The organism is Arthrobacter sp. TJ-254, assembly GCF_058269175.1.
The window spans coordinates 203,960-223,071 of the sequence record NZ_JBZCNF010000003.1 but is presented as its reverse complement, the minus strand read 5'-3'; the positions used below and the strand labels follow the sequence as shown (position 1 = coordinate 223,071).

The 19,112-nt window shown below is 66.4% G+C and carries 18 protein-coding genes; 12 read left to right on the top strand and 6 right to left on the bottom strand.

What is annotated here, in order from left to right:
* Positions 1 to 125 precede the first annotated feature (125 nt).
* The 5 genes from AC4D14_RS09775 to AC4D14_RS09755 form a co-directional block, all read right to left on the bottom strand.
* On the bottom strand, positions 126 to 1,274 hold the full coding sequence (locus AC4D14_RS09775; protein ID WP_490902383.1) for a Gfo/Idh/MocA family protein: 1,149 nt from the start codon (positions 1,272 to 1,274) through the stop codon (positions 126 to 128).
* 35 nt (positions 1,275 to 1,309) lie between these two features.
* Positions 1,310 to 2,368 (bottom strand): zinc-binding dehydrogenase, encoded by a 1,059-nt coding sequence (locus AC4D14_RS09770; RefSeq protein ID WP_490901845.1) that lies wholly within the window; start codon positions 2,366 to 2,368, stop codon positions 1,310 to 1,312.
* Positions 2,369 to 2,525: 157 nt separating this feature from the next.
* The gene (locus AC4D14_RS09765; protein ID WP_490901843.1) at positions 2,526 to 3,269 is read right to left on the bottom strand and encodes a ThuA domain-containing protein; all 744 of its coding nucleotides are present in this window, start codon (positions 3,267 to 3,269) and stop codon (positions 2,526 to 2,528) included.
* The gene (locus AC4D14_RS09760; RefSeq protein ID WP_490901841.1) at positions 3,266 to 4,555 is read right to left on the bottom strand and encodes an MGH1-like glycoside hydrolase domain-containing protein; all 1,290 of its coding nucleotides are present in this window, start codon (positions 4,553 to 4,555) and stop codon (positions 3,266 to 3,268) included. The genes AC4D14_RS09765 and AC4D14_RS09760 overlap by 4 nt, the downstream gene beginning before the upstream one ends.
* Positions 4,552 to 5,352, bottom strand: coding sequence for a sugar phosphate isomerase/epimerase family protein (locus tag AC4D14_RS09755; RefSeq protein ID WP_490901840.1), 801 nt, complete (start codon positions 5,350 to 5,352; stop codon positions 4,552 to 4,554). The genes AC4D14_RS09760 and AC4D14_RS09755 overlap by 4 nt, the downstream gene beginning before the upstream one ends.
* 296 nt (positions 5,353 to 5,648) lie before the next feature.
* Here AC4D14_RS09755 and AC4D14_RS09750 point away from each other — a divergent pair, with 296 nt between their 5' ends.
* The 12 genes from AC4D14_RS09750 to AC4D14_RS09695 all read left to right on the top strand — a co-directional run bounded on the left by AC4D14_RS09750 (position 5,649) and on the right by AC4D14_RS09695 (position 17,690).
* Complete coding sequence (locus tag AC4D14_RS09750; protein WP_490901839.1) at positions 5,649 to 7,037, top strand: ABC transporter substrate-binding protein; 1,389 nt, start codon at positions 5,649 to 5,651, stop codon at positions 7,035 to 7,037.
* A 56-nt stretch (positions 7,038 to 7,093) separates the two neighbouring features.
* A complete protein-coding gene (locus AC4D14_RS09745; protein ID WP_490901837.1) occupies positions 7,094 to 8,047 on the top strand; it encodes a carbohydrate ABC transporter permease in 954 nt (317 codons plus the stop codon).
* Positions 8,044 to 8,988, top strand: a complete 945-nt coding sequence (locus AC4D14_RS09740; protein WP_490901835.1) for a carbohydrate ABC transporter permease — start codon at positions 8,044 to 8,046, stop codon at positions 8,986 to 8,988. Before AC4D14_RS09745 ends, AC4D14_RS09740 begins: the two co-directional genes overlap by 4 nt.
* A 5-nt stretch (positions 8,989 to 8,993) precedes the next feature.
* Positions 8,994 to 10,184, top strand: coding sequence for an ROK family protein (locus tag AC4D14_RS09735; protein WP_490901833.1), 1,191 nt, complete (start codon positions 8,994 to 8,996; stop codon positions 10,182 to 10,184).
* A 233-nt stretch (positions 10,185 to 10,417) separates the two neighbouring features.
* The gene (locus AC4D14_RS09730; protein ID WP_490901831.1) at positions 10,418 to 11,317 is read left to right on the top strand and encodes a MurR/RpiR family transcriptional regulator; all 900 of its coding nucleotides are present in this window, start codon (positions 10,418 to 10,420) and stop codon (positions 11,315 to 11,317) included.
* Positions 11,318 to 11,548: 231 nt separating this feature from the next.
* Entirely contained in the window at positions 11,549 to 12,583 is a 1,035-nt protein-coding gene (locus AC4D14_RS09725) for an AAA family ATPase (protein WP_490901830.1), read from the top strand.
* 77 nt (positions 12,584 to 12,660) lie between these two features.
* Positions 12,661 to 13,248: a dihydrofolate reductase family protein gene (locus tag AC4D14_RS09720; protein WP_490901829.1), complete on the top strand. Its 588-nt coding sequence runs from the start codon at positions 12,661 to 12,663 to the stop codon at positions 13,246 to 13,248.
* 169 nt (positions 13,249 to 13,417) lie between these two features.
* A complete protein-coding gene (pxpA, locus tag AC4D14_RS09715) occupies positions 13,418 to 14,197 on the top strand; it encodes a 5-oxoprolinase subunit PxpA (protein ID WP_490901828.1) in 780 nt (259 codons plus the stop codon).
* Between the two features lie 29 nt (positions 14,198 to 14,226).
* Entirely contained in the window at positions 14,227 to 14,466 is a 240-nt protein-coding gene (locus AC4D14_RS09710; RefSeq protein WP_490901827.1) for an acetyl-CoA carboxylase, read from the top strand.
* Positions 14,463 to 15,824 (top strand): acetyl-CoA carboxylase biotin carboxylase subunit, encoded by a 1,362-nt coding sequence (locus AC4D14_RS09705; RefSeq protein ID WP_490901826.1) that lies wholly within the window; start codon positions 14,463 to 14,465, stop codon positions 15,822 to 15,824. Before AC4D14_RS09710 ends, AC4D14_RS09705 begins: the two co-directional genes overlap by 4 nt.
* The gene (locus AC4D14_RS09700; protein ID WP_490901824.1) at positions 15,821 to 16,723 is read left to right on the top strand and encodes a 5-oxoprolinase subunit B family protein; all 903 of its coding nucleotides are present in this window, start codon (positions 15,821 to 15,823) and stop codon (positions 16,721 to 16,723) included. The genes AC4D14_RS09705 and AC4D14_RS09700 overlap by 4 nt, the downstream gene beginning before the upstream one ends.
* A complete protein-coding gene (locus AC4D14_RS09695) occupies positions 16,713 to 17,690 on the top strand; it encodes a 5-oxoprolinase subunit C family protein (protein WP_490901822.1) in 978 nt (325 codons plus the stop codon). The genes AC4D14_RS09700 and AC4D14_RS09695 overlap by 11 nt, the downstream gene beginning before the upstream one ends.
* A 33-nt stretch (positions 17,691 to 17,723) precedes the next feature.
* Here the strand turns inward: AC4D14_RS09695 and AC4D14_RS09690 are convergent, their stop codons facing one another.
* Positions 17,724 to 18,788, bottom strand: a complete 1,065-nt coding sequence (locus AC4D14_RS09690; protein ID WP_490901820.1) for a LacI family DNA-binding transcriptional regulator — start codon at positions 18,786 to 18,788, stop codon at positions 17,724 to 17,726.
* Between the last annotated feature and the right edge of the window lie 324 nt (positions 18,789 to 19,112).

Below are 19,112 nucleotides of genomic sequence, written 5' to 3'. Positions count from 1 at the left end.
CCACTGTAACCCCGCTCACAGGGAAGCTGTCAACAGTCCATTTCATCGCAGTGAAGCTGGCCCTGGCACCTTGACGTCCGCCCTGCGCGTTTACCTCGACCGCGCAGGGCTCCTCGTGGACAGTGCTAGTGCTTCGCCCCCGCCACGTCGACCCACCTGCTGCTTTCATCGGCACTGTCCTGGACTGCGCCGAGGACCTGCTGCACGTTCAGTGCGTCGGCGAAGGACGGCGAGGGCTGGCGGCCATCCGCGATGGCGCGGAGAAAGTCGGCGGCCTGGTTCGTGAACGCGTGGTCGTACCCGAGACCGTGTCCCGGCGGCCACCAGCCCTCAAGGTAGGGGTGCCCGGGTTCGGTGACCATGATGCGGTGGAATCCGCGCTCGTTCGACCGGTCTTTCGCGTCGAAGAAGGAGAGGTAGTTCATGTTTTCGAAGTCGAAAGCGAGCGAGCCCTCACTGCCGTTGATCTCAAGTCGCATCGCGTTCTTCCGCCCCAGGGCGGCCCGGGTCACTTCGAAGATTCCAACGGGTCCCTCAGTGAAGCGCGCACTGAAGAGCGCGGCGTCGTCAACGGTCACCGGCGCCATGGCCCGACCGCCGTCCGCGCCGGTGTTTTCCCCGCCGGTCGGGCGCTCCGTCACGAAGGTCTTCAGGAGGGCGCTGACACCGGTGATCTGCTGGCCGGTGACCCACTGGGCGGCGTCGATGAGGTGCGAGCCGAGGTCGCCCAGGGCTCCGGAACCCGAGAGGCTCTTGTCCAGCCGCCAGCTTGTCGGAGCGTTTTCATCACTCAGCCAGTCCTGGAGGTACTGCGCGCGGATGTGACGGATCGTGCCGAGGCGGCCGTCGTCCACCATGCGCTTGGCAAGCGCGAGGGCCGGCGTCCTGCGGTAGGTGAACCCGCACATGGCGTAGACACCGTTCAACGCTGCCCGCTCGGCAGCGGCGTTCATTTCTTCGGCCTCTTTCACGGTGTTGGCCAGTGGCTTCTCGCACAGGACGTGCTTGCCCGCGTTGAGTGCGGCGACCGCGATCTCGGCGTGGGTTGCACCAGGGGAGCAGATGTCGATCAGGTCGATGTCGTCCCGCTCGATGAGTGCGCGCCAGTCCGACTCCGTTGACTTCCACCCCAGTTTCGCCGCGGCGGCGCTCACGCTGCGCTCGTTCCGGCCCGCGAGCGCCGTGAGCTCCGGCTCAAGCGGCAGGTCGAAGGCATGGGGAGCGGTCCGCCAGGCGTGCGAGTGGGCCGCGCCCATGAACGCGTGCCCGACCATCCCGATCCGCAGGGCCGGCTTCACGGCCGGACCGCTCACTTGCCGTCCTCGAAGCTGAGGACAACCTGCAGGGCGTCCTGCGGTGTCTTGTCGAGCATTTCGAAGGCTTCGGCGGCCTTCTGGACCGGCAGGGTGTGCGAGATGAGTTCGGTGAGGTGGAGGCGGCCTGCGCTGGCGAGGTCGATTGCCGTGCGGTTCAGCCGGTAGCGGTCCCACCGGTGCTGGAGTGCCGGTGCGACGCCGGAGATCTGCGAGGAGATCACCTGCACCCGGTTGTGGTGGAATTCCTCGCCGAGGAACAGTCCCTTGCCTTCCCCCTGCATGAACCCCGCAGCGCAGACCCGGGAGCTGTAGGCAACGGCGCGGATTGCCTCGTGCAGCGCCCTGTAGTTACCGGTCACCTCGAGGGCGACGTCGGCGCCACGGCCTCCGGTGAGGTCGCGGATGGCCGCTGCGGCGGATCCGTCGGCAGGGTCAAGGACGATGTCGGCACCAAGCTCCTGCGCCAGGGCGCGCCGGCTCGCAATGCCGTCGACTGCGATCACGCGGGCACCGTTGAGGCGGGCGAACTGGGCTGCGATCTGGCCTGGCACGCCCAGGCCGAAAACGGCGACCGTCTCGCCGATGTGAATGTCGGCGTCGAGGACGACGTTGAGTCCGATGGCCCCAATATGGGAGAACATGCCGATCCGTGGGTCGGCATGCGGGGCGAGGATCCGCTGAGCTGCGAAGCCGGCGTCCTGCACGGTTTCGGTGCGGTGGCCCCAGGTGCCCCAGATTCGGTCTCCCACGGAGATGCCTGGCGTTGTCACCGGAACGTCCTTGCCGAGCTCGACGACCTCGCCGACCTCCTCGTAGCCCCAGCCGTTGACTGGGTACTCGACCTTCGCCTCGCCGTCGACGAACAGGCGGAGTTCGGGATCCCACGTCTTGTAGAGGGTTGGCATGCTGCCCCGGTACGCGGTCAGCTCGGTGCCGGCGGAGATGCCCGAGTAGAGGGTCCGGATGCGGACGTCGTTTGGCCCGAGCGGCCGGGCCTCCTCCTCGACAAGCTCGGCATTGAACGGGGAGGTGAAGCTGACCATCTTTGGCATTGGATTTCTCCTGGGGTTGCGGGGTGGTGCTGGTGCGGCGGCTGCGGCTCGGGTGGGGGTTCGGTCTCGGGTTGGGGTTCGGTGCCGTCCCGCGGGGGTGGGGTCGGGTGGCTAGGTGGTGCGGCAGATCCGGGTCACAGGCGGGGTGGGGGCGGGATCAGCCCTGTCTGAAGTGGTGCTGGTTGGTGGAATGGACAACTGCGGGCGGGTTCCGCGGGCCTGACGGCCGTGCCCACCGGGCGGCGTTCGCCAGGACCTGCAGGATCTGCGGCTGGTGGTAGACGGGGTACTTCTGATCCCCCGGGCTGAAGTAGAAGATTTTTCCGCGCCCGCGGGTGTAGGTCATTCCGGACCGGAAGACCTCTCCGCCTTCGAAGGCGCTGATGAAGACAAGCTCCTCCGGCGCGGGGACGTCGAAGACTTCCCCGTAGGTCTCGTGGGCGGAAAGGACGAGGGGGCTTTCGATGCCCAGGGTGATGGGGTGGTGCGGAGTCACTGTCCACACCAGCTCCCTGTCACCGTCGTTCCGCCACTGCAGGGAGCAGGTCGTTCCCATGAGGTCCTTGAAGATCTTCGAGAAGTGCCCCGAGTGAAGGACGATCAGCCCCATTCCGGCAAGGACATGCTCCTTCACCCGCTGGACGACGGCGTCGCTGACGTCGTCGTGGGCCTTGTGTCCCCACCAGAACAGGACGTCGGTGCCGGCAAGCACCTCCTCGCTGAGCCCGTGGTCCGGTTCGTTGAGCGTGGCGGTCCGGATCGAGGCCCCGGGCAGGATGGCGCCGAGGCCGTCCTTCAGCGCGCCGTGGATCCCGGAGGGGTAGATCTCCCGGACGGGCTCATCCTCGCGTTCGTGGAGGAACTCGTTCCAGATTGTCAGGGAAAGCCGCTGCTCGGTCATGTCCGCGGCTCCAGGGCGTTGGTGGCGTGCAGGTCGAGGGCGAGCGCTGCCGTCCAGCTGAACCGCCGGGTTCCGTGTCCTTCCCCGGTGAAGGGGTCGACGTATTCGCTGAAACCGCTCGCCAGGGCCGTGCGCTGGATGTCCTCGGCAAGGGCAAGCGCCTTGGCGTCCTCACCCTGTTCGCGCAGGGCGGTGGCGATCATCCATGCTGTGTTGAACCAGGATGGGCCGCGCCAGTACCGCGACGTGTCGAACGTGGGGGCGAGGAGGTCGTGGCTGGGAACCATCACCGAGGCGCCAAGCCCGAAGTGCGGGGAGGAGAGGGTCTCGAGAAGTTCCTGCCGGTGCCCGATGCCGGGAACCAGCAGGGGAAGCAGCCCGGAGACGGTGCGGTAGGGCTGGAGGGCCCCGGTGACCTCATCTCGGGCGGCATAGCAGCCAAGGGACGCATCCCACAGGCCCTCGAACGCCGCGGTGAGCTCGGCCGCGCGGCGCAGGTGCACCGAGGAGTCGGCGCCCAGTTCCTCTGCGATTTCGGCGAGCGCGAGTTCCGAGCGGATCCACAGGGCGTTGTCGGCAGGGTCGGTCACCCGGAAGGGCGAGGACTCCGGGGAGTCATCGGCGTCGTGGTCGCGGTAGCGCGCTGCGAGATAGAGGTACTTGCCGTATTCGGCGTTGCTGGGCCGTTCGGTTTCATCGGCGTGGAGCAGATCCGGCCGCGGGACGGTCTCGAGCGGCGCGGCGGGAATTCCGCTGAGCGGCTGGTCCCAGTACGGGGAGTTGTCCATGCCGCTCTCCCATGGGTGCGCGACGTAGAACAGTCCCGACGACGAGGATCGGCGGGCGGCGAGGTAATCGTGCCAGCGCACCAGGCGGGGGTAGCTGCGTTCGAGGAACGTGCGCCGCCGTGATTCGCCGGGGTCGGCGCGGTGGACCAGCAGTGCCGCCCACGCGTGGTTGGGCGGCTGGATCAGGCCGGTGGTGGGAACCGCCGGGGATCCCGGAATTTCATTGGAGCGCCAGAAGGACGCGCCGGGTGAATACTGGTCGTCCTTGTGCGGGTTGTAGACGATCTGGGGCAGGCGTCCGTCCTCCCACTGGGCGCCGAACAGGGAGTCGAGCTCCTGCTGGGCCCTTCGGGGCGAGACGTGGCGCAGCCCGATCGCGATGAACGCCGAGTCCCAGCTCCACTGGTGCGGGTAGAGCCCGTGCGCCGGGACGGTGTAGCCGGCGCGCCAATTCCCCGCAAGGACTGTGGTTGCCGCTGCGGCAAGGTTCCCGCTCACAGGTACCGCCGGATGAAGGGGGGAACGGCTGGGAGCGCGATTTCTGCCTTGTCCGAGAGCCGGCTTTCGAGGGCCAGGGGGCCGTCGTACCCGATGGCCTGAAGGGTTGCCCCGATCAGGGCCCAGTCGACGTGGCCGGCCCCGGGCTCGAGGCGGTTCGAATCGCTGAGCTGGACGTGGCCGATGTAAGGCGCCGCGCGGAGCAGGGCCGCAGCCGGATCCGCTTCCTCGATGTTCATGTGATACGTGTCGGCGCCGATGCTCACGCCTTCGCCGCCGATTGCCTCGATGAGCGCGGCGGCCTGGTCAAGGCGGTTGACCAGGTAGTCCTCGTACCGGTTGAGCGGCTCAAGGAATAGCGACACTCCCAGTTCATGGGCGTACGCACCCAGCTCGCCCAAGGCGTCCTCGAGGATCGCCTTGTCTTCGGCTTCGCTGCGGGGAGGCTCGAACGGCGGCAGCCGACGCGAGAACAGCCCGTACGAGGCCGGGGTCATCGCCCCGCGTCCGCCGAGCTCGGCGATGACCTGGAGCTGGTCGCGCATCTGGGTTCTCGCGTCCGTGCGGCGATCCGCATCGAAGTCGCCAATGAAGTGGAGCATGTCAACGCACACGGTGGGCATGACCACCCCGGCCTTCGCAGCCGCCTTCAGTTCGGGCAGGCGGGCCAAAAATTCTCCATTGCCCTTGCCGCGCAGTTCAATGCCGTCGTACCCCCAGGACTGCGCGATGTCCCATTTCTCCAGCATTGCGGTGCCGGGCAGGTGTTGTTCTTGGACGCAGATCAGGTTTGTCATTCGATTCCCGATGGTAGAGACGGCTTGCCGCACAGTGCGGTGACTTGAAAGTCTGCACACGACCCTACGCAGTACGGATGCGCATTGCAACACTGTTTTGGCGATTTTCATACATAACTACAAGCGTGGTCTTCGGCCAAGAGTGGGAAGTTTCCTTGGTTTCGTCTTGCTATCGGCCAAAACTCGGTGTTAGATGAAGCCTGTGCTCCACGGTCAGTGGATTAGTCAATGGCGACCCGGTTGAGCACGTTTTTCAGCGGCGTGATGAGCGCGATCCTGACCGAAAAGAGAGAATCATGCTAAATCGACGAATGGCGGCCGGATCCCTGCTGCTCGCCTCCCTTCTGGCGGTCTCCGGGTGTGCACCCTCGAACAACGCCTCGTCGGATGACAACGTCCTGACGGTGTGGACGACGGAAGACGTCGCCGGCCGGGTAGCAGCCCAGCAGGCCATTCTCGACAAGTTCGCCGAAAGCTCAGGCACCGAGGTTGAACTCGTGGCCATCGCCGAGGATCAGCTGACCTCGGTGCTCTCCTCGTCGGCAGCCGCCGGAGAGCTCCCCGACGTCATCGGCGCCCTTTCGCTGAACGGAACGAACCAGCTCTATACCGATGGGCTTCTCGACAGCGCGGCTGCTGCCGAGGTGGTGGAGGAGCTTGGGGCCGACACCTTCTCTCCCCGCTCCCTCGAACTGACCTCCGCCGAGGGGGAACAGCTCTCCGTTCCGAGCGACGCGTTCGCCCAGCTGCTGTTCTATCGGGAGGACCTTTTCGAAAAGGCAGGCCTTGAGGTGCCCAACACCTATGAAGCCATCGAAGCCGCCGCGAAGGCCCTGAACTCCGACGAGATGGCCGGCATCGTTGCCGCAACGGCGCCTGCTGACTCCTTCACCCAGCAGACGTTCGAGCAGTTCGCCCTGGCGAACGGCTGCGAGCTCGTCGACACGGACTCCAACGTCAGCCTGAACAGCAGCCAGTGCAATGAGGCATTCAGCTTCTATTCCGACCTCATCCGCGACTATTCGGTTCCCGGCAACCAGGACGCCGATACGACGCGCGCCAGCTACTTCGCCGGCGAGGCAGCGATGACCGTCTGGTCGTCCTTCATGCTCGATGAGCTGGCAGGACTGCGCAATGACGCCCTCCCCACCTGCCCCGAGTGCGAGGACAACCCCACCTTCCTTGCGGAGAACACGGGAATCGTCAGCACCATCCAGGGCCCCGACGGTGCGGAGGGAGCCGGCTACGGCGAGGTCGTCTCGTGGAACATCCTCAACGACGCCTCCCCGGCCGCCAAGGACCTCGTTGCCTTCATGATGAGCGACGGGTATGAGGAATGGCTCGGCGTCGCACCCGAGGGCAAGCTGCCGGTCCGCATGGGCACCGCCGAGTCCCCCACCGAGTACACCGACGCCTGGAAGTCCCTCGAAGCCGGGGTGGACACCCGCGCGCTGCTCTCCTCCGTCTACCCCGCCGAAACCCTGAAGGACCTCACCGAAAGCACCAACCAGTTCAAGCGCTGGGGCATCCCCCAGAACCAGGGCGCCCTCGCCTCAGCCGTAGGAGGCCAGTTCATCGTCCCGCAGGTCCTCTCGGCAATGATCGGTTCGGGCACCAGCGCCGAAGACGCCGCCGCCCAGGCCCAGGAAGAAGCCGAAGACCTCAAGGCCGACCTGGGCGAGTAGCCCCCACACCCACAAGTGCAGGAGCTTCAGGCCCCCGCACGCTTCAAGGAGCGCTTATGCCCGCCACGACTCTCCGCAGACGGACCCTGTCACAACGCGACGCCCGCACCGGCCTGGTGCTGATGTCGCCGACCCTCATCATCGTCCTCGCCGTCGTCATCCTCCCGTTGATCTGGTCGACGGTGATTGCCTTCCAAAAGCTGAGGCTGCTCGACATCGGGACGGCCAGCCCGTTCCAGCCCCTGACCTTCGCGAACTTCGAGAGGGTGCTCACCTCAAGCGCCTTCTGGGAGAGCCTTGGCACGACGCTGATCTACACGGCCGGTTCGGTTGTGTTGTCCATCGGGCTCGGCCTCATCGCGGCGATGGCCGTCCGCCGGCCCTTCCGCGGACGCACCCTCGTCAGGGCCGCGTTCCTCCTGCCCTACGTGGCCCCGGTCGTCGCAGTGACCTTCGTGTGGCGCACTGCCCTCAACCCCCAGTTCGGCATCGTCAACGAGCTTGGCCAGTCGGTTTTCGGGTGGGACGAGCCGATACCGTTCCTCTCCGAAGCCCAGCGGTCACTGGAGTTCCTTGGCGCCGAATTCCCGATCCCCACAGCACTGCTCACCGCTATCGCCTTCGAGGGGTGGCGCTACTTCCCGTTCGCGTTCCTGTTCCTGATGGCGCGGATCGAGGCAATGTCGTCCGAGACGGAGGAGGCGGCACTGGTTGACGGGGCGAGCCCGCTCCAGAGATTCCGCTACATCATCCTGCCCCAGCTGCTCCCCGTGATCGCGCTGCTCGCGGTCCTGAGGACAATCTGGACCTTCAACGAGTTCGACGACATCTTCCTCCTGACCGGAGGCGCAGCCGGAACCGACGTGGCGAGCGTGCGGGTCTACGAATTCCTGACAGTGCAGCGCAATGTCGGCGCCGCGGCGGCGCAGTCGCTCGTGCTGGCCCTTGTCCTGGTGGCGTTGCTCACCGTCTACATACTCATGATGCGCAAAAGAGGAGAACGACTGTGAGTGCACTCACCGCGCCCGGCGCGCAAACGAACGCCACGACCTCCCCCGCTCCCGCCCGCCGGCGCCGTCCTCCATTGAACCGGGACCGGATCGAGCGCAGCGGCCTGCGCATCGCGCGCTGGGTAGTCATCTTCGGCCTTCTCGCCGTGACGGTGCTTCCCTTCTACTACATGATCCTGCTCTCGGTGCGTCCCATCGAAGCGCTCCTGCGCAACCCGAGCTCCCTCTTCGTCGCCCCGGCCGAATTCACTGTTGCGGCCTATCAGCAGGTCCTTGCCTCGACGGAGGCGGGCGGCCAGGGCTTCGGCACCTTCCTCGCCAACAGCGCGTTCGTCTCGATCAGCGCAGTCATCCTCTCGCTCGTTGTCGCGATTCCCGGTGCCTACGCGATCGCGCGGCTGCCGTTCTTCGGCCGGCGGCAGGTCAATGCCCTGTTCCTCGCCGCTTACCTCTTCCCGGCGATCGTCCTGGCCATCCCCCTGTTCGTCCTGTTCACCCGGCTCGGCCTGCGCGGTTCCCTGGTGGGGTTGGTGCTCGTCTACATCGCCCAGACGGTGCCCGTGGCGATCTACATGCTGCGCAACTACCTCGAGACGGTTCCCGTGGCCGTCGAGGAAGCAGGCCTCGTCGATGGACTGACCCGCCTCGGAGTGCTCCGGCGCATCAGCCTTCCCCTCGTCATGCCCTCAATCATGGCCACCGGTCTGTTCATCTTCATGATCGCCTGGAACGAATTCCTCTTCGCCCTGCTGTTCCTTGTGGAACGGCGCGAAAGCTGGACGGTGTCGTTGGGTCTTTCGCAGCTTTCGGGCAGCGCCGAGATTCCAACTACTGTGTTGATGGCAGGGTCCGTCGTCCTCACCCTGCCGATCCTGATCTTGTTCTTCTCCACTGAGCGGCTGCTGACCGGCGGACTTACGGCCGGCGCCGAGAAAGGATGATCCCTTTGGCCCAACCGGCCCCGGCATCCGCAGGTGCCATCCTCGAACTCGTGCGCTCCGGCCAGGTCCGCACCCGACGAGAGCTGCAGGACCTCACCGGCCTTTCCCGTTCCACGCTCTCGCTGCGTATGAGCCAGCTCCTTGCTGCCGGATACCTGCGCGAGACCGGGCAGGTATCCGGGACAACGGGGAGGCCTGCGAAGATCCTCTCCTTCGACGAGGACCGGCAGCTTGTTGTGGCCGTTGACCTTGGCATCTCCGGCATCCACATCGCGCTGATCGACGGCGGCGGCCAGATCCGGATCCATGCCCGCAGCGACCTCCCGATGAACACCGATCCCGAGGAGGCAACCCGCTACATCGCCCGGCGGATCGGCGAGCTTGTCGACCGTGCGGGCAACGCCCTCCAGGACATCGCGGGCATCGGGGTGGGCATCCCCGGACCGGTCCGGTTCGAGAGCCAGCGCCCCAACATGCCGCCGCTGATGCCCGGGTGGCACGACTTTCCCCTTGCCTCACGGCTCGGCCGCATCCTAGGGGTTCCGGTCTGGGTCGACAACGACGCGAACCTGATGGCGTTGGGCGAAGCCCGTGGCCATTACCCCGGAACGGCGAGCATGCTCTTCGTCAAGGTGGGCACCGGCATCGGGGCCGGGATCATCCTCAACGGCCAGCCCGAGCGCGGAATCTCAGGCGGCGCCGGCGATATCGGGCATGTCCGCGTTCTTCCCGACGGGCAGGAGGGGCAGCTGTGCACCTGTGGTGCAACGGGGTGCCTTGCCACCGAAGCCAGTGGCGGCGCGCTTGCCCGCAAGCTCCGCGCCGAAGGCCGCGACACCCGCACCACGCAGGATGTGCTGCGCCTTCTCGCCGCGCGCGACAGCGCTGCCTTGGCGTTCGCCGAAACCGCAGGACACCTTCTCGGCGAGGTGCTTGCCACCTCCGTTGCGCTGCTCAATCCTGCGGTGATGGTCCTCGGCGGGGCCATCCCGGCAGCCTGCCCGACCTTCGTGGCGGCGGTCAAGGAGTCCGTGTACAAGCGGACAGTCCCCTTGGCCACCCGGGAATTGACGATCGCCACCAGCGCGCTGGGCGAAGACGCCTGCCTTCAGGGTGCCCGCCACATGGTCATCAACCAGACGTTTTCGGCCGGGGCCGTCAATGCCCGCCTTGCGGCAGCAGCAACGGCTGGTTAGGGAGAAGCCCGCCTTCCGCCCGGCCGGATAGTCGGGGCCGGGGGTATCGGTGCGTCGTGTGCCGTACAGCTGATCGCTCGCGCAAACACGCCGATCATCAGCAATTTTCATATGCCTGTACTCTGGTGAAAACTTTCTTCAGCGGGGGCCGGTCGGGTAATTGGAACGCTGTGCCGCCGTCCGATTGCCGCGGCGCTATGGTAGGAGTCCCGCCGTCGCCCGAGAGGACCTTCATGAGCAGTGCGCACCAGCTTCTTCCCGGCGAGGGGCCCGATGAAATCTCGGCTCGCATTCGGGCGAAGCTGCCGGGGATGCCGCCCGCCGCCCAGAAGATCGCCCGGTTGATCCTCGAGGACCCGGACCGGGTTGCCGGGTCGACGATGTCGAGCCTTGAGGAGGCCCTCGGGGTGAGCGGGGCGAGCATCGTGCGGGCAGCGAAGGCGCTCGGCTTTTCCGGCTACCCGCAGCTGCGGCTCGCTCTTGCAGCAGCGTCTGGACGGCGTGCGGCACCGGAGGTCGTCACCGGAACCGTGTCGAGGGACGACCCCATCGAAGACGTCATCGCCAAACTGGCGCATGCGGAACAGCAGGCGATCCGGGAAACAGCGGCTCACCTCGATCCGGCCGTGGTTGAGGCTGCTGCGGCAGCGCTCGCCGGAGCCTCGCGGTCCCTGAGTTTCGGCATGGGAGCCTCGGGCCTTGTCGCCGCCGACCTCCAGCAGAAACTCACCCGGGCCGGATTCATCTGTCACAGCCCGGCCGACAATCACCTCGCCCTCACCGAAGCCGTGCTCCTCGGTTCCTCCGGTGTTGCGGTTGCCGTCTCCCATTCCGGGGAAACCCGTGAGACGCTCAGCACCTTCGAGGCCGCGGCGGGGGGCGGGGCGGTGACGATCGCCCTGACCGGCGCCGAGAATTCGACCCTCGCCCGTGAGGCGGACTTCGCCCTCATCGCCGCCGGCCACGAACGTGGCCCGCGCCCCGGTGCGCTCTCCAGTCGGATCGGCCAGCTGCTTGTCGTCGACTGCCTGTTTGTCGCGCTCACCCAGAGGACCTTCGACTCAAGCGATGCTGCAATCCGGACAACCCGCGGCATCATCGAAGCGCGAAGGGCCGCGCGCAGCGAGTCCTGACCGCATCCCGGGATGCGCGCTCTATATCGGCGGGACCGGCTGCCGCGCCGCTGTCGCGCGCGCCTGTCGGATGCTCAACTCGATCGGGAAGCTCGATGGAGGAGGGAGTACTAGAGTGATACGCACCTACGAGCCCGAGCCATCCTCACCGCAAGCCATGCCGACCAGCACACCGATCCAACGACCGTGAATCTCTCATCCGCGGTCCACTAACCGTCACAGGAGGAACGCATGGCTGCCAGCCGCAATCCGCTCGACGAACTGCGCGAAACGCTCGGCCATCTGGCCGAGCAGCTCAGGCTGCCGGGTTCAGAGCGGGTGGATGACCTGGCAGGTGAGCGCTTCGGTGCGCGGCCAGGGCCGGCCCGACCGCTCTCCGAGGTGCAGGCCGAGCTCGACGCGCTGGTCGGGCTGGAGACAGTGAAGGAACAGGTGAGGGCGCTCGTCGCCCTGCTTCAGGTCCAGGCCCGCCGCAAGGCGCACGGACTGCCGGAGGTGGCCACATCACAGCACCTGGTGTTCCTCGGAAATCCGGGCACCGGCAAGACCACGGTGGCGCGGCTCCTCGCCGAGATGTACCGCGCGGTGGGCCTGCTGCAAAAGGGCCATCTAGTCGAGGTTGACAGGTCGGGCCTGGTCGGGCAGTACGTCGGCGAGACTGCCATCAAGACGGACCGGGTGATCCGTCGGGCGCTTGACGGCGTTCTGTTCATCGACGAGGCCTACTCTCTTTCCCCGGAGGATGGCCGGATGGATTTCGGCCCCGAGTCGATCGAGGTCCTGCTCAAGCGGATGGAGGACCATCGCCACCGCCTCGTGGTGATCGTGGCCGGGTATCCGCGGCTGATGGAGTCGTTCCTGCTCTCGAACCCCGGCCTGCGCTCCCGGTTCGCACGCGAAATCACCTTCCCCGACTACTCGGTCGACGCGCTCCAGACGATCTTCAACCAAATGCTGGCCCAGCACGAGTACATGCTTGAGCCCGGCGCGGACGAGATGCTGCGCCGCATCCTCGCCGGTGTCCACGCCGGCGAGGACTCCGGCAACGCGCGCTTCGCCCGCACATTGTTCGAACAGGCGCTCAACCGGCAGGCGCTGAGGCTCTCCCTCGACGAGGACCGGAGTCTTGACGCGCTCGACCGTGACGACGTGATGACGCTTACCACGGAGGACATCGTTGAGGCAGCGTGGGCCCTGGGCGAGGAACCGGCGCCGGAGACGGAGCCGGTGCCCGAACCGCCACGATGGTGGCGCTGGCTGACCTGAAAACGGTCACCGACCGGGACTTTTACTGCCGGCATACCCACCCAGCAGGGGCGTATCGACAACGGGAAGGAAGCACCATGACCGCCACCTACACGTTCGACGTCTTCTCAAGCCTCGACGGCTACGCCGCGGCCGGAGGTGATTGGACGGGCTACTGGGGCAAGCAGGGCCCCGAACTGCTCGACCGCCGCCTCGCGTTGTACGAACAGGAGCAGCGGATGGTTTTCGGCGCCACCACATTCCGCGAATTCGTGCAGATGCTCGCCTCGAGCACCGAGGAGTCCGAGGTGCGGGATCCATGGGTCACCCGGATGTGGAACACGCCTGCAACGGTTGTGTCGACGACGTTGCAGGACCCCCTCGACTGGCCGGATGCCACGGTGGTGAACGGGGACGCCGTCGACGTCGTCGCCCGGCTCAAGGAGCACTCGGATGTGCCATTGCGCTCACATGGCAGCCTTTCGATGAACCGCGCGCTGATGGCCGCCGGTCTGGTGGACCGCGTCCAGGTGACACTCTTCCCGGTTATCACCGGCCAGACCGGCCTGAACCCGGTCTTTCAGGGTGCGGCTGACTTTGACCTGGACCTCGTGGAGCATCGGACCCTCGACGGTCGCACCCAGGAACTCATCTACCGGCCCACCTTGCACCCCCATGTCCATTGATGCGCCCGAACGGCCTCCTTGCCGGGGGCGCCGCCTTGGTCGCGGAGCAATCAAGGGATTGCGAAGGGACCCTCCGATGACAAGGTGCTGAAAACAGCACATCCGCACCAAATTTTCAAAGATTCCAACCCCCTGTCACGGCGCGGAATGCGGGTTTATCGTGTGTCGCATGACTGATGCACCAGATGGCGCCACTCAGGCAGTGACGCCCACAATCAATTCCGACATGGGCGAATCCCTCGGCATCCACTCCTTCGGCAACGACCTTGCCCTGATGGACACCGTCGACGTCATCAACCTCGCCTGCGGGTTCCACTCAGGGGATCCGGACGCGATGGCCGAGACAGTGTCGGCCGCCGCCGGGCGGGGCCTCGGCATCGGTGCGCATCCGGGGCTTCCGGACCTGGTCGGGTTCGGCAGGCGGGAAATGAAGCTGACCCCCAACGAGGTGGAACACCTGATGCTCTACCAGGTCGGGGCACTCACGGCCTTCCTGCGCAAGGAGGGCGCCGAGCTGAACCACATCAAACCCCATGGCTCGCTCTATGGCATGCTCTCCCGGGACCATCACCTGATGCAGGCCGCCGGAAAGGTAGCGGCACTCTACGGCGTCCCGTTCTTCGGCATCGCCGGTTCGCAGCACCAGATTGTGTGCGAAAGCCTCGGCGTCCCCTTCGTCGGCGAACTCTATGTTGACCTCAATTACGGGCCGGAAGGCCAGCTGCTCATCCAGCGGCGGCCCGAACCCACCGACCCGGCGAAGGCCGCCGCCCGCGTGCGCCGGGTCCTCGAGGACGGGCTCGTTGAAGCCTCCGACGGAACCCTGCTGCGGATCGAGTTCGACAGCGTCTGCGTCCACTCCGACGCACCCAACGCCCCCGAGGTCGCTGCCGCCGTACGCGGCGTGCTCTCTCCCGAAACCGCCGCCCCAGCATCCAAGGACACCTGAACCGCCCCACCGTTGGAAGGACTCATCGAATGGCTGACATCATTTCCCCGCTCCCCGGAATCTTTTACCGGAAGCCGGCCCCCGACAAAGAGCCCTATGCCAACGAGGGGGACCGCATCGAAGCGGGTCAGACGGTTGGGATGGTCGAGATCATGAAGCAGTTCACCGAGGTCCGCAGCGAGGTCGGCGGCACCCTTGAGCGGTTCGCGGTCGACGACGCCGGCACGGTGAATCCCGGCGACGTCATAGCGGTTGTGGCAGAACAATGACAATGAAGAAGCTGCTCGTCGCCAACCGGGGCGAAATCGCCGTCCGGATTATCCGCACCGCACGGGAGCTCGGGCTGCGCACAGTGCTCGCGGCGAGCGAACCCGATGCGAAGTCGTACGCCGCGGAGCTTGCCGACGAGGTGGAAGTCATCGGCCCCGCTGCCGCAACCAAGAGCTACCTCAGCACCGAGGCCGTCCTCGCGGCGGCCAAGGCAACCCAGTGCGACGCCGTTCATCCCGGCTACGGCTTCCTCTCGGAGAACGCCGCGTTCGCCCGTGCGGTGGGCGAGAGCGGAATGACCTGGATTGGTCCGTCACCCGGCGCCATCGAACTCATGGGCGACAAGTCCCGCGCCCGGCAGGCCGCCAAGGACGCGGGCGTGCCGACCTTCCGCGGCAGCGAGGGCGTCCTCGTTCCTGCCGACGACGTGCTGGCCATTGCCGCCGAGGTCGGGTATCCCCTCGTGGTCAAGGCCGCTGCCGGCGGGGGCGGGCGGGGCATCCGGCTCGTCACGGCGGAAGCGGAACTCCTTTCAACCGTCGACATGGCCCGGGCAGAAGCACAGGCGGCCTTCGGTGATTCGTCGGTCTACCTCGAGCAGTTCGTCACCGCCGCCCGGCATGTCGAGGTCCAGATCCTTGGGGACGGCGAGCGCGTCATCCACCTCGGAGACCGCGACTGCTCCCTGCAGCGGCGGCAGCAAAAGGTCGTGGAGGAAGCGCCCGCGCCGGGAATCCCCGAGGCGGTGCGGACAAAAATGCTTGCCTCCTCGATCGAACTGGGAAGGCAGTGCCACTACCGGGGCCTTGGCACGGTCGAGTTCCTCTACGACCCCGTGTCGCACGAGGCGGCGTTCATCGAAATGAACACCCGGCTCCAGGTCGAGCACCCGGTCACCGAGATGATTACCGGGCTCGACCTCGTGCGCGAACAGATCCTCGTGGCCCGGGACGGCACCCTGCGCCTCACCCAGGACGACGTCCGGTTCACCGGCCACGCCTTCGAGTTCCGGATCAACGCCGAAGACCCCCAGAACAACTTCATGCCGAGCCCCGGAACCCTCAGTCGGCTCGACTGGCCGGGAGGTCCGGGCATCCGCGTCGACGCGGGAGTGGTCTCGGGATCGACTGTTGCCCCGTTCTACGACTCCCTGCTGGCCAAGCTCATTGTCTGGGATTCGCGGCGCGACGAGACAATCACCCGCTCCCTGCGTGCCCTCGACGAACTCCGGATCGAGGGTGTGAAGACAACGCTTCCACTACTGAAGGCGGTGCTCGGGCGCCGCGAGGTGCGGGACGTTGAGCACTCGACGAAATTCATCGAAACGACGCCCGACCTCCTGGGAGTGAGCCCATGACCGAAACAACAGTCCAGCGCACCGACGCCCGGTACACGTGGGGAGGAGACGAGTTCCTCTTCGTGGAGATCGCCGAGGCGATGAGCCTTGCCGCGAACTTCAAGGCAAACGCAATGGCCACCCTGCTCACCTCGCGGAACCTCGTCGGCGTGACCGACATCTGCCCGGCGAACGCCTCCCTGCTCATCCGTTTCAACCCCGACGTGGTCCACCCCACCCGGCTCGAGGCAGTGGTGCGGGAGGTTGAGGACGAAGTGGCGCACATGGCCCACCAGACCCTCGACACCCGGATCATCGAGGTTCCGGTCTGGTACGACGACCCGTACACCCGCGAAACCGGCGACCGGTTCCGGAAGGGCCACCAGCGTCCGGAGGGAACCGACCTCGACTTCGCCGCCGAGGAGAACGGCCTTGCCTCCCCCGCCGAGTTCATCCGCCGCCACCACGAATCCCCCTGGCTCGTCTCGATGGTCGGGTTCGTGGCGGGCCTTCCCTTCATGTTCCAGATCGTCCCGCAGGAGCAGCAGCTCGAAGTGCCCAAGTACCTCAGCCCGCGCACCGACACCCCGGCGCTGACGGTGGGGCACGGCGGCTGCTTCGCCTGCATCTACTCGGTCCGCGGGGCCGGTGGCTACCAGATGTTCGGCCTCGCCGCCGCCCCGATCTTCGACCCGGGGCAGCATCTTCCCGACTTTGCGGACTTCATGATCTTCTTCAGGCCGGGGGACATCGTGAAGTTCCGTCCGGTCAACCAGGAGGAATACCGGGACATCCAGGGCCAAGTGGATGCCGGCCTCTACCGGTACCGCCAGGTCCCCGTCGTCTTCGACCTCCAACGGGCCCTCGAAGACCCAACCGCGTACAACAACGAGCTTCTGGAGCACCTTCATGGCCATTAGGATCGCGGAACCCGGCCTGGCGACGACGGTCCAGGACCGCGGGCGGCTCGGCTACTACAACGTCGGCATTCCCCAGGGCGGCGCGATGGACCAGCTGTCAGCGGAAATGGCCAACGCGCTCGTTGGCAACTCCGCCGCCGAGGCGGTGCTTGAGTGCACCTACCTCGGACCTAAGTTCACAACCGACGTCGAAGCCGTCGTCGCCGTCGCCGGCGCTCCGGTTGATGTGTTGGTGAACGGGGAGCTGCGCGAGCAGTTCTCGCGGCTCGAGCTCGCCCCCGGCGACGAGGTGTCCTTCGGGATGCTGCGCGGCGGCACCCGCTACTACGTGGCCATCCAGGGCGGGTTCGATGTCCCGGTGGTCCTGGGAAGCAGGTCAACCTACATTCTGGGTGCGGTCGGCGGCTTCGAGGGAAGGGCGCTGAAGGCCGGTGATTCCCTGCCGGTCGGCACCGTTGGCAACGGGCGGCGTCCGCCCCTGACGACGATCGATGAATCGCTGCGGCCCACCTTCGGGAAGGAGGTCACGGTCCGCGTACTGCCCGGGCTCTACGACCACCGGTTGACCGAGGAGGGTCTCGAGACTCTTCTCACGGCAACCTGGACCCTCACCCCGGTGGCCGACCGCACGGGGCTGCGCTATTCAGGCCCCGACATCCAGTGGAAGCCGCGCAACCAACCCTTTGGCGCGGGCTCGGATCCCTCGAACATCGTCGACGCCGGCTACGCGGTCGGATCGATCCAGATCCCTGGCGGCAAGGAACCGATCGTGCTGCACCGCGACGCGGTCTCCGGCGGCGGTTACGCCATGGTCGCGACCGTGATCAGCGCCGACATGGACCTGCTGGCCCGCAGCGCGCCAGGCACCAAGACCGCCTTCCGTGCAGTGAACCTCGATGAAGCGCTCGCCGCACGGGCCGAGGGCAAGCAGGCACGCTCGCGGCTCTGGGGCGAATCGGAAGCCTGAACCGGGCCGGGCTACCCCATCCGGGACAGCATCTCAGCCCGCGAAGGCGCGCTGCGCGGCCGGTTGGGGTACGGCGGCGCTGCTCTCACGGATGCACAGTTCCGGTTTCAGGCGGACCGATTCAACCTCTTCCCCGCTGATCACCCGGCGCAGCATCTCCACGGCCCGGCGGCCGATTTCAAGCATCGGCGAGCGCACCGAGGAAAGAGGAATGGGAAGCTGCTCGGCCAGGGAGGTGTCGTTGAAGCCGACGACTGCGATGTCGCGCCCCACCACCAGTCCGTGGGACCGGAAGGCACCCATGGCGCCGATCGCTGCGAAGTCGTTGACAGCGAAAACGGCCGTTGGCGGCGTTTCCGCGTGCCGCAGGATCGACTCGGCGGCTTCCCTGCCGCCCGCGGTGTCGAACCTGGACCACACCACATCCGTCTCGGGGAGGGTTCCACCGAGTTCGAGCCACCGGCTGCTGAAGCCGAAGGTGCGGTCGACGGCGGTGCTTGCATAGGGCTCTCCGGCAATCACGGCCACCCTCCGGTGACCGCTGTTCCACAGATGCTCGGCCACAAGTTCGCCGCCCATCACGTCGTCGCAGGTCGATGAGGGGAAGTCCGGGTGCCTGCGGTTCATGAGGACGAAGGGGATGTGGCGGGCGCGAAGCTCGTGGATGAAATCGCTGTCAGCGTGGACGTCACCGAGGATCAGGCCGTCAACCCTGCGCGCCAGCATGATCTCGGCCTTGCGCCGCTGCTCGTCAACCCGGTCGTGGGAGTTCATCACGAATGTTGAATAGTCGCCCTCGGCGGCCGCCTCCTCGACGCCTTCGTACATTGTGGCAAGGACGAGGTCCGACAGCCGCGGCACGATCACACCAAGGGCCTTCGTCCTGCGGGTGCGCAGGCTTGTCGCCTGCGGATCCGGGGAATACCCGAGGTCACGGGCGAGCTTGCGCACCCGCTCCGCCGTGGCCGACGACGCCGCCCCCCGCGCGACGTCCGACGAGGAGTGAAGCACCCGGGAAACGGTCGAGGGATGGATGCCCAGCTCGGCGGCCAGGTCCTTGAGCGTGACCGGGCGGCGGCCTGTTCCTTCAGCGTGCATCAGCGACTTCTCCCCTTGCTGAACTCCATTGTTTCAAGCATGAAAACTCTCAAAGCATTTTGTTGACGAGACCCAGCTCACATCCTAGTCTTTTTCCAAGCGCAACCCAAACGATTGGGTATAAACGGTTTGGGTTTGCGTCGTGCCGTTCCGGAACGGTCGCCGGGCCACAGCTCGTCCCTCCATTCGGCACCGCACCACCGCGTTACCCCAAGCCGTGCAGTCCCACCGCTTCCGAGGTAAGCCAACCCCTCCAAGCCAGGAAATGTTCTTAGTAACACCCCCTACCCAAACGATTGTGCAACAGCCGAGACGCGTAGCAAG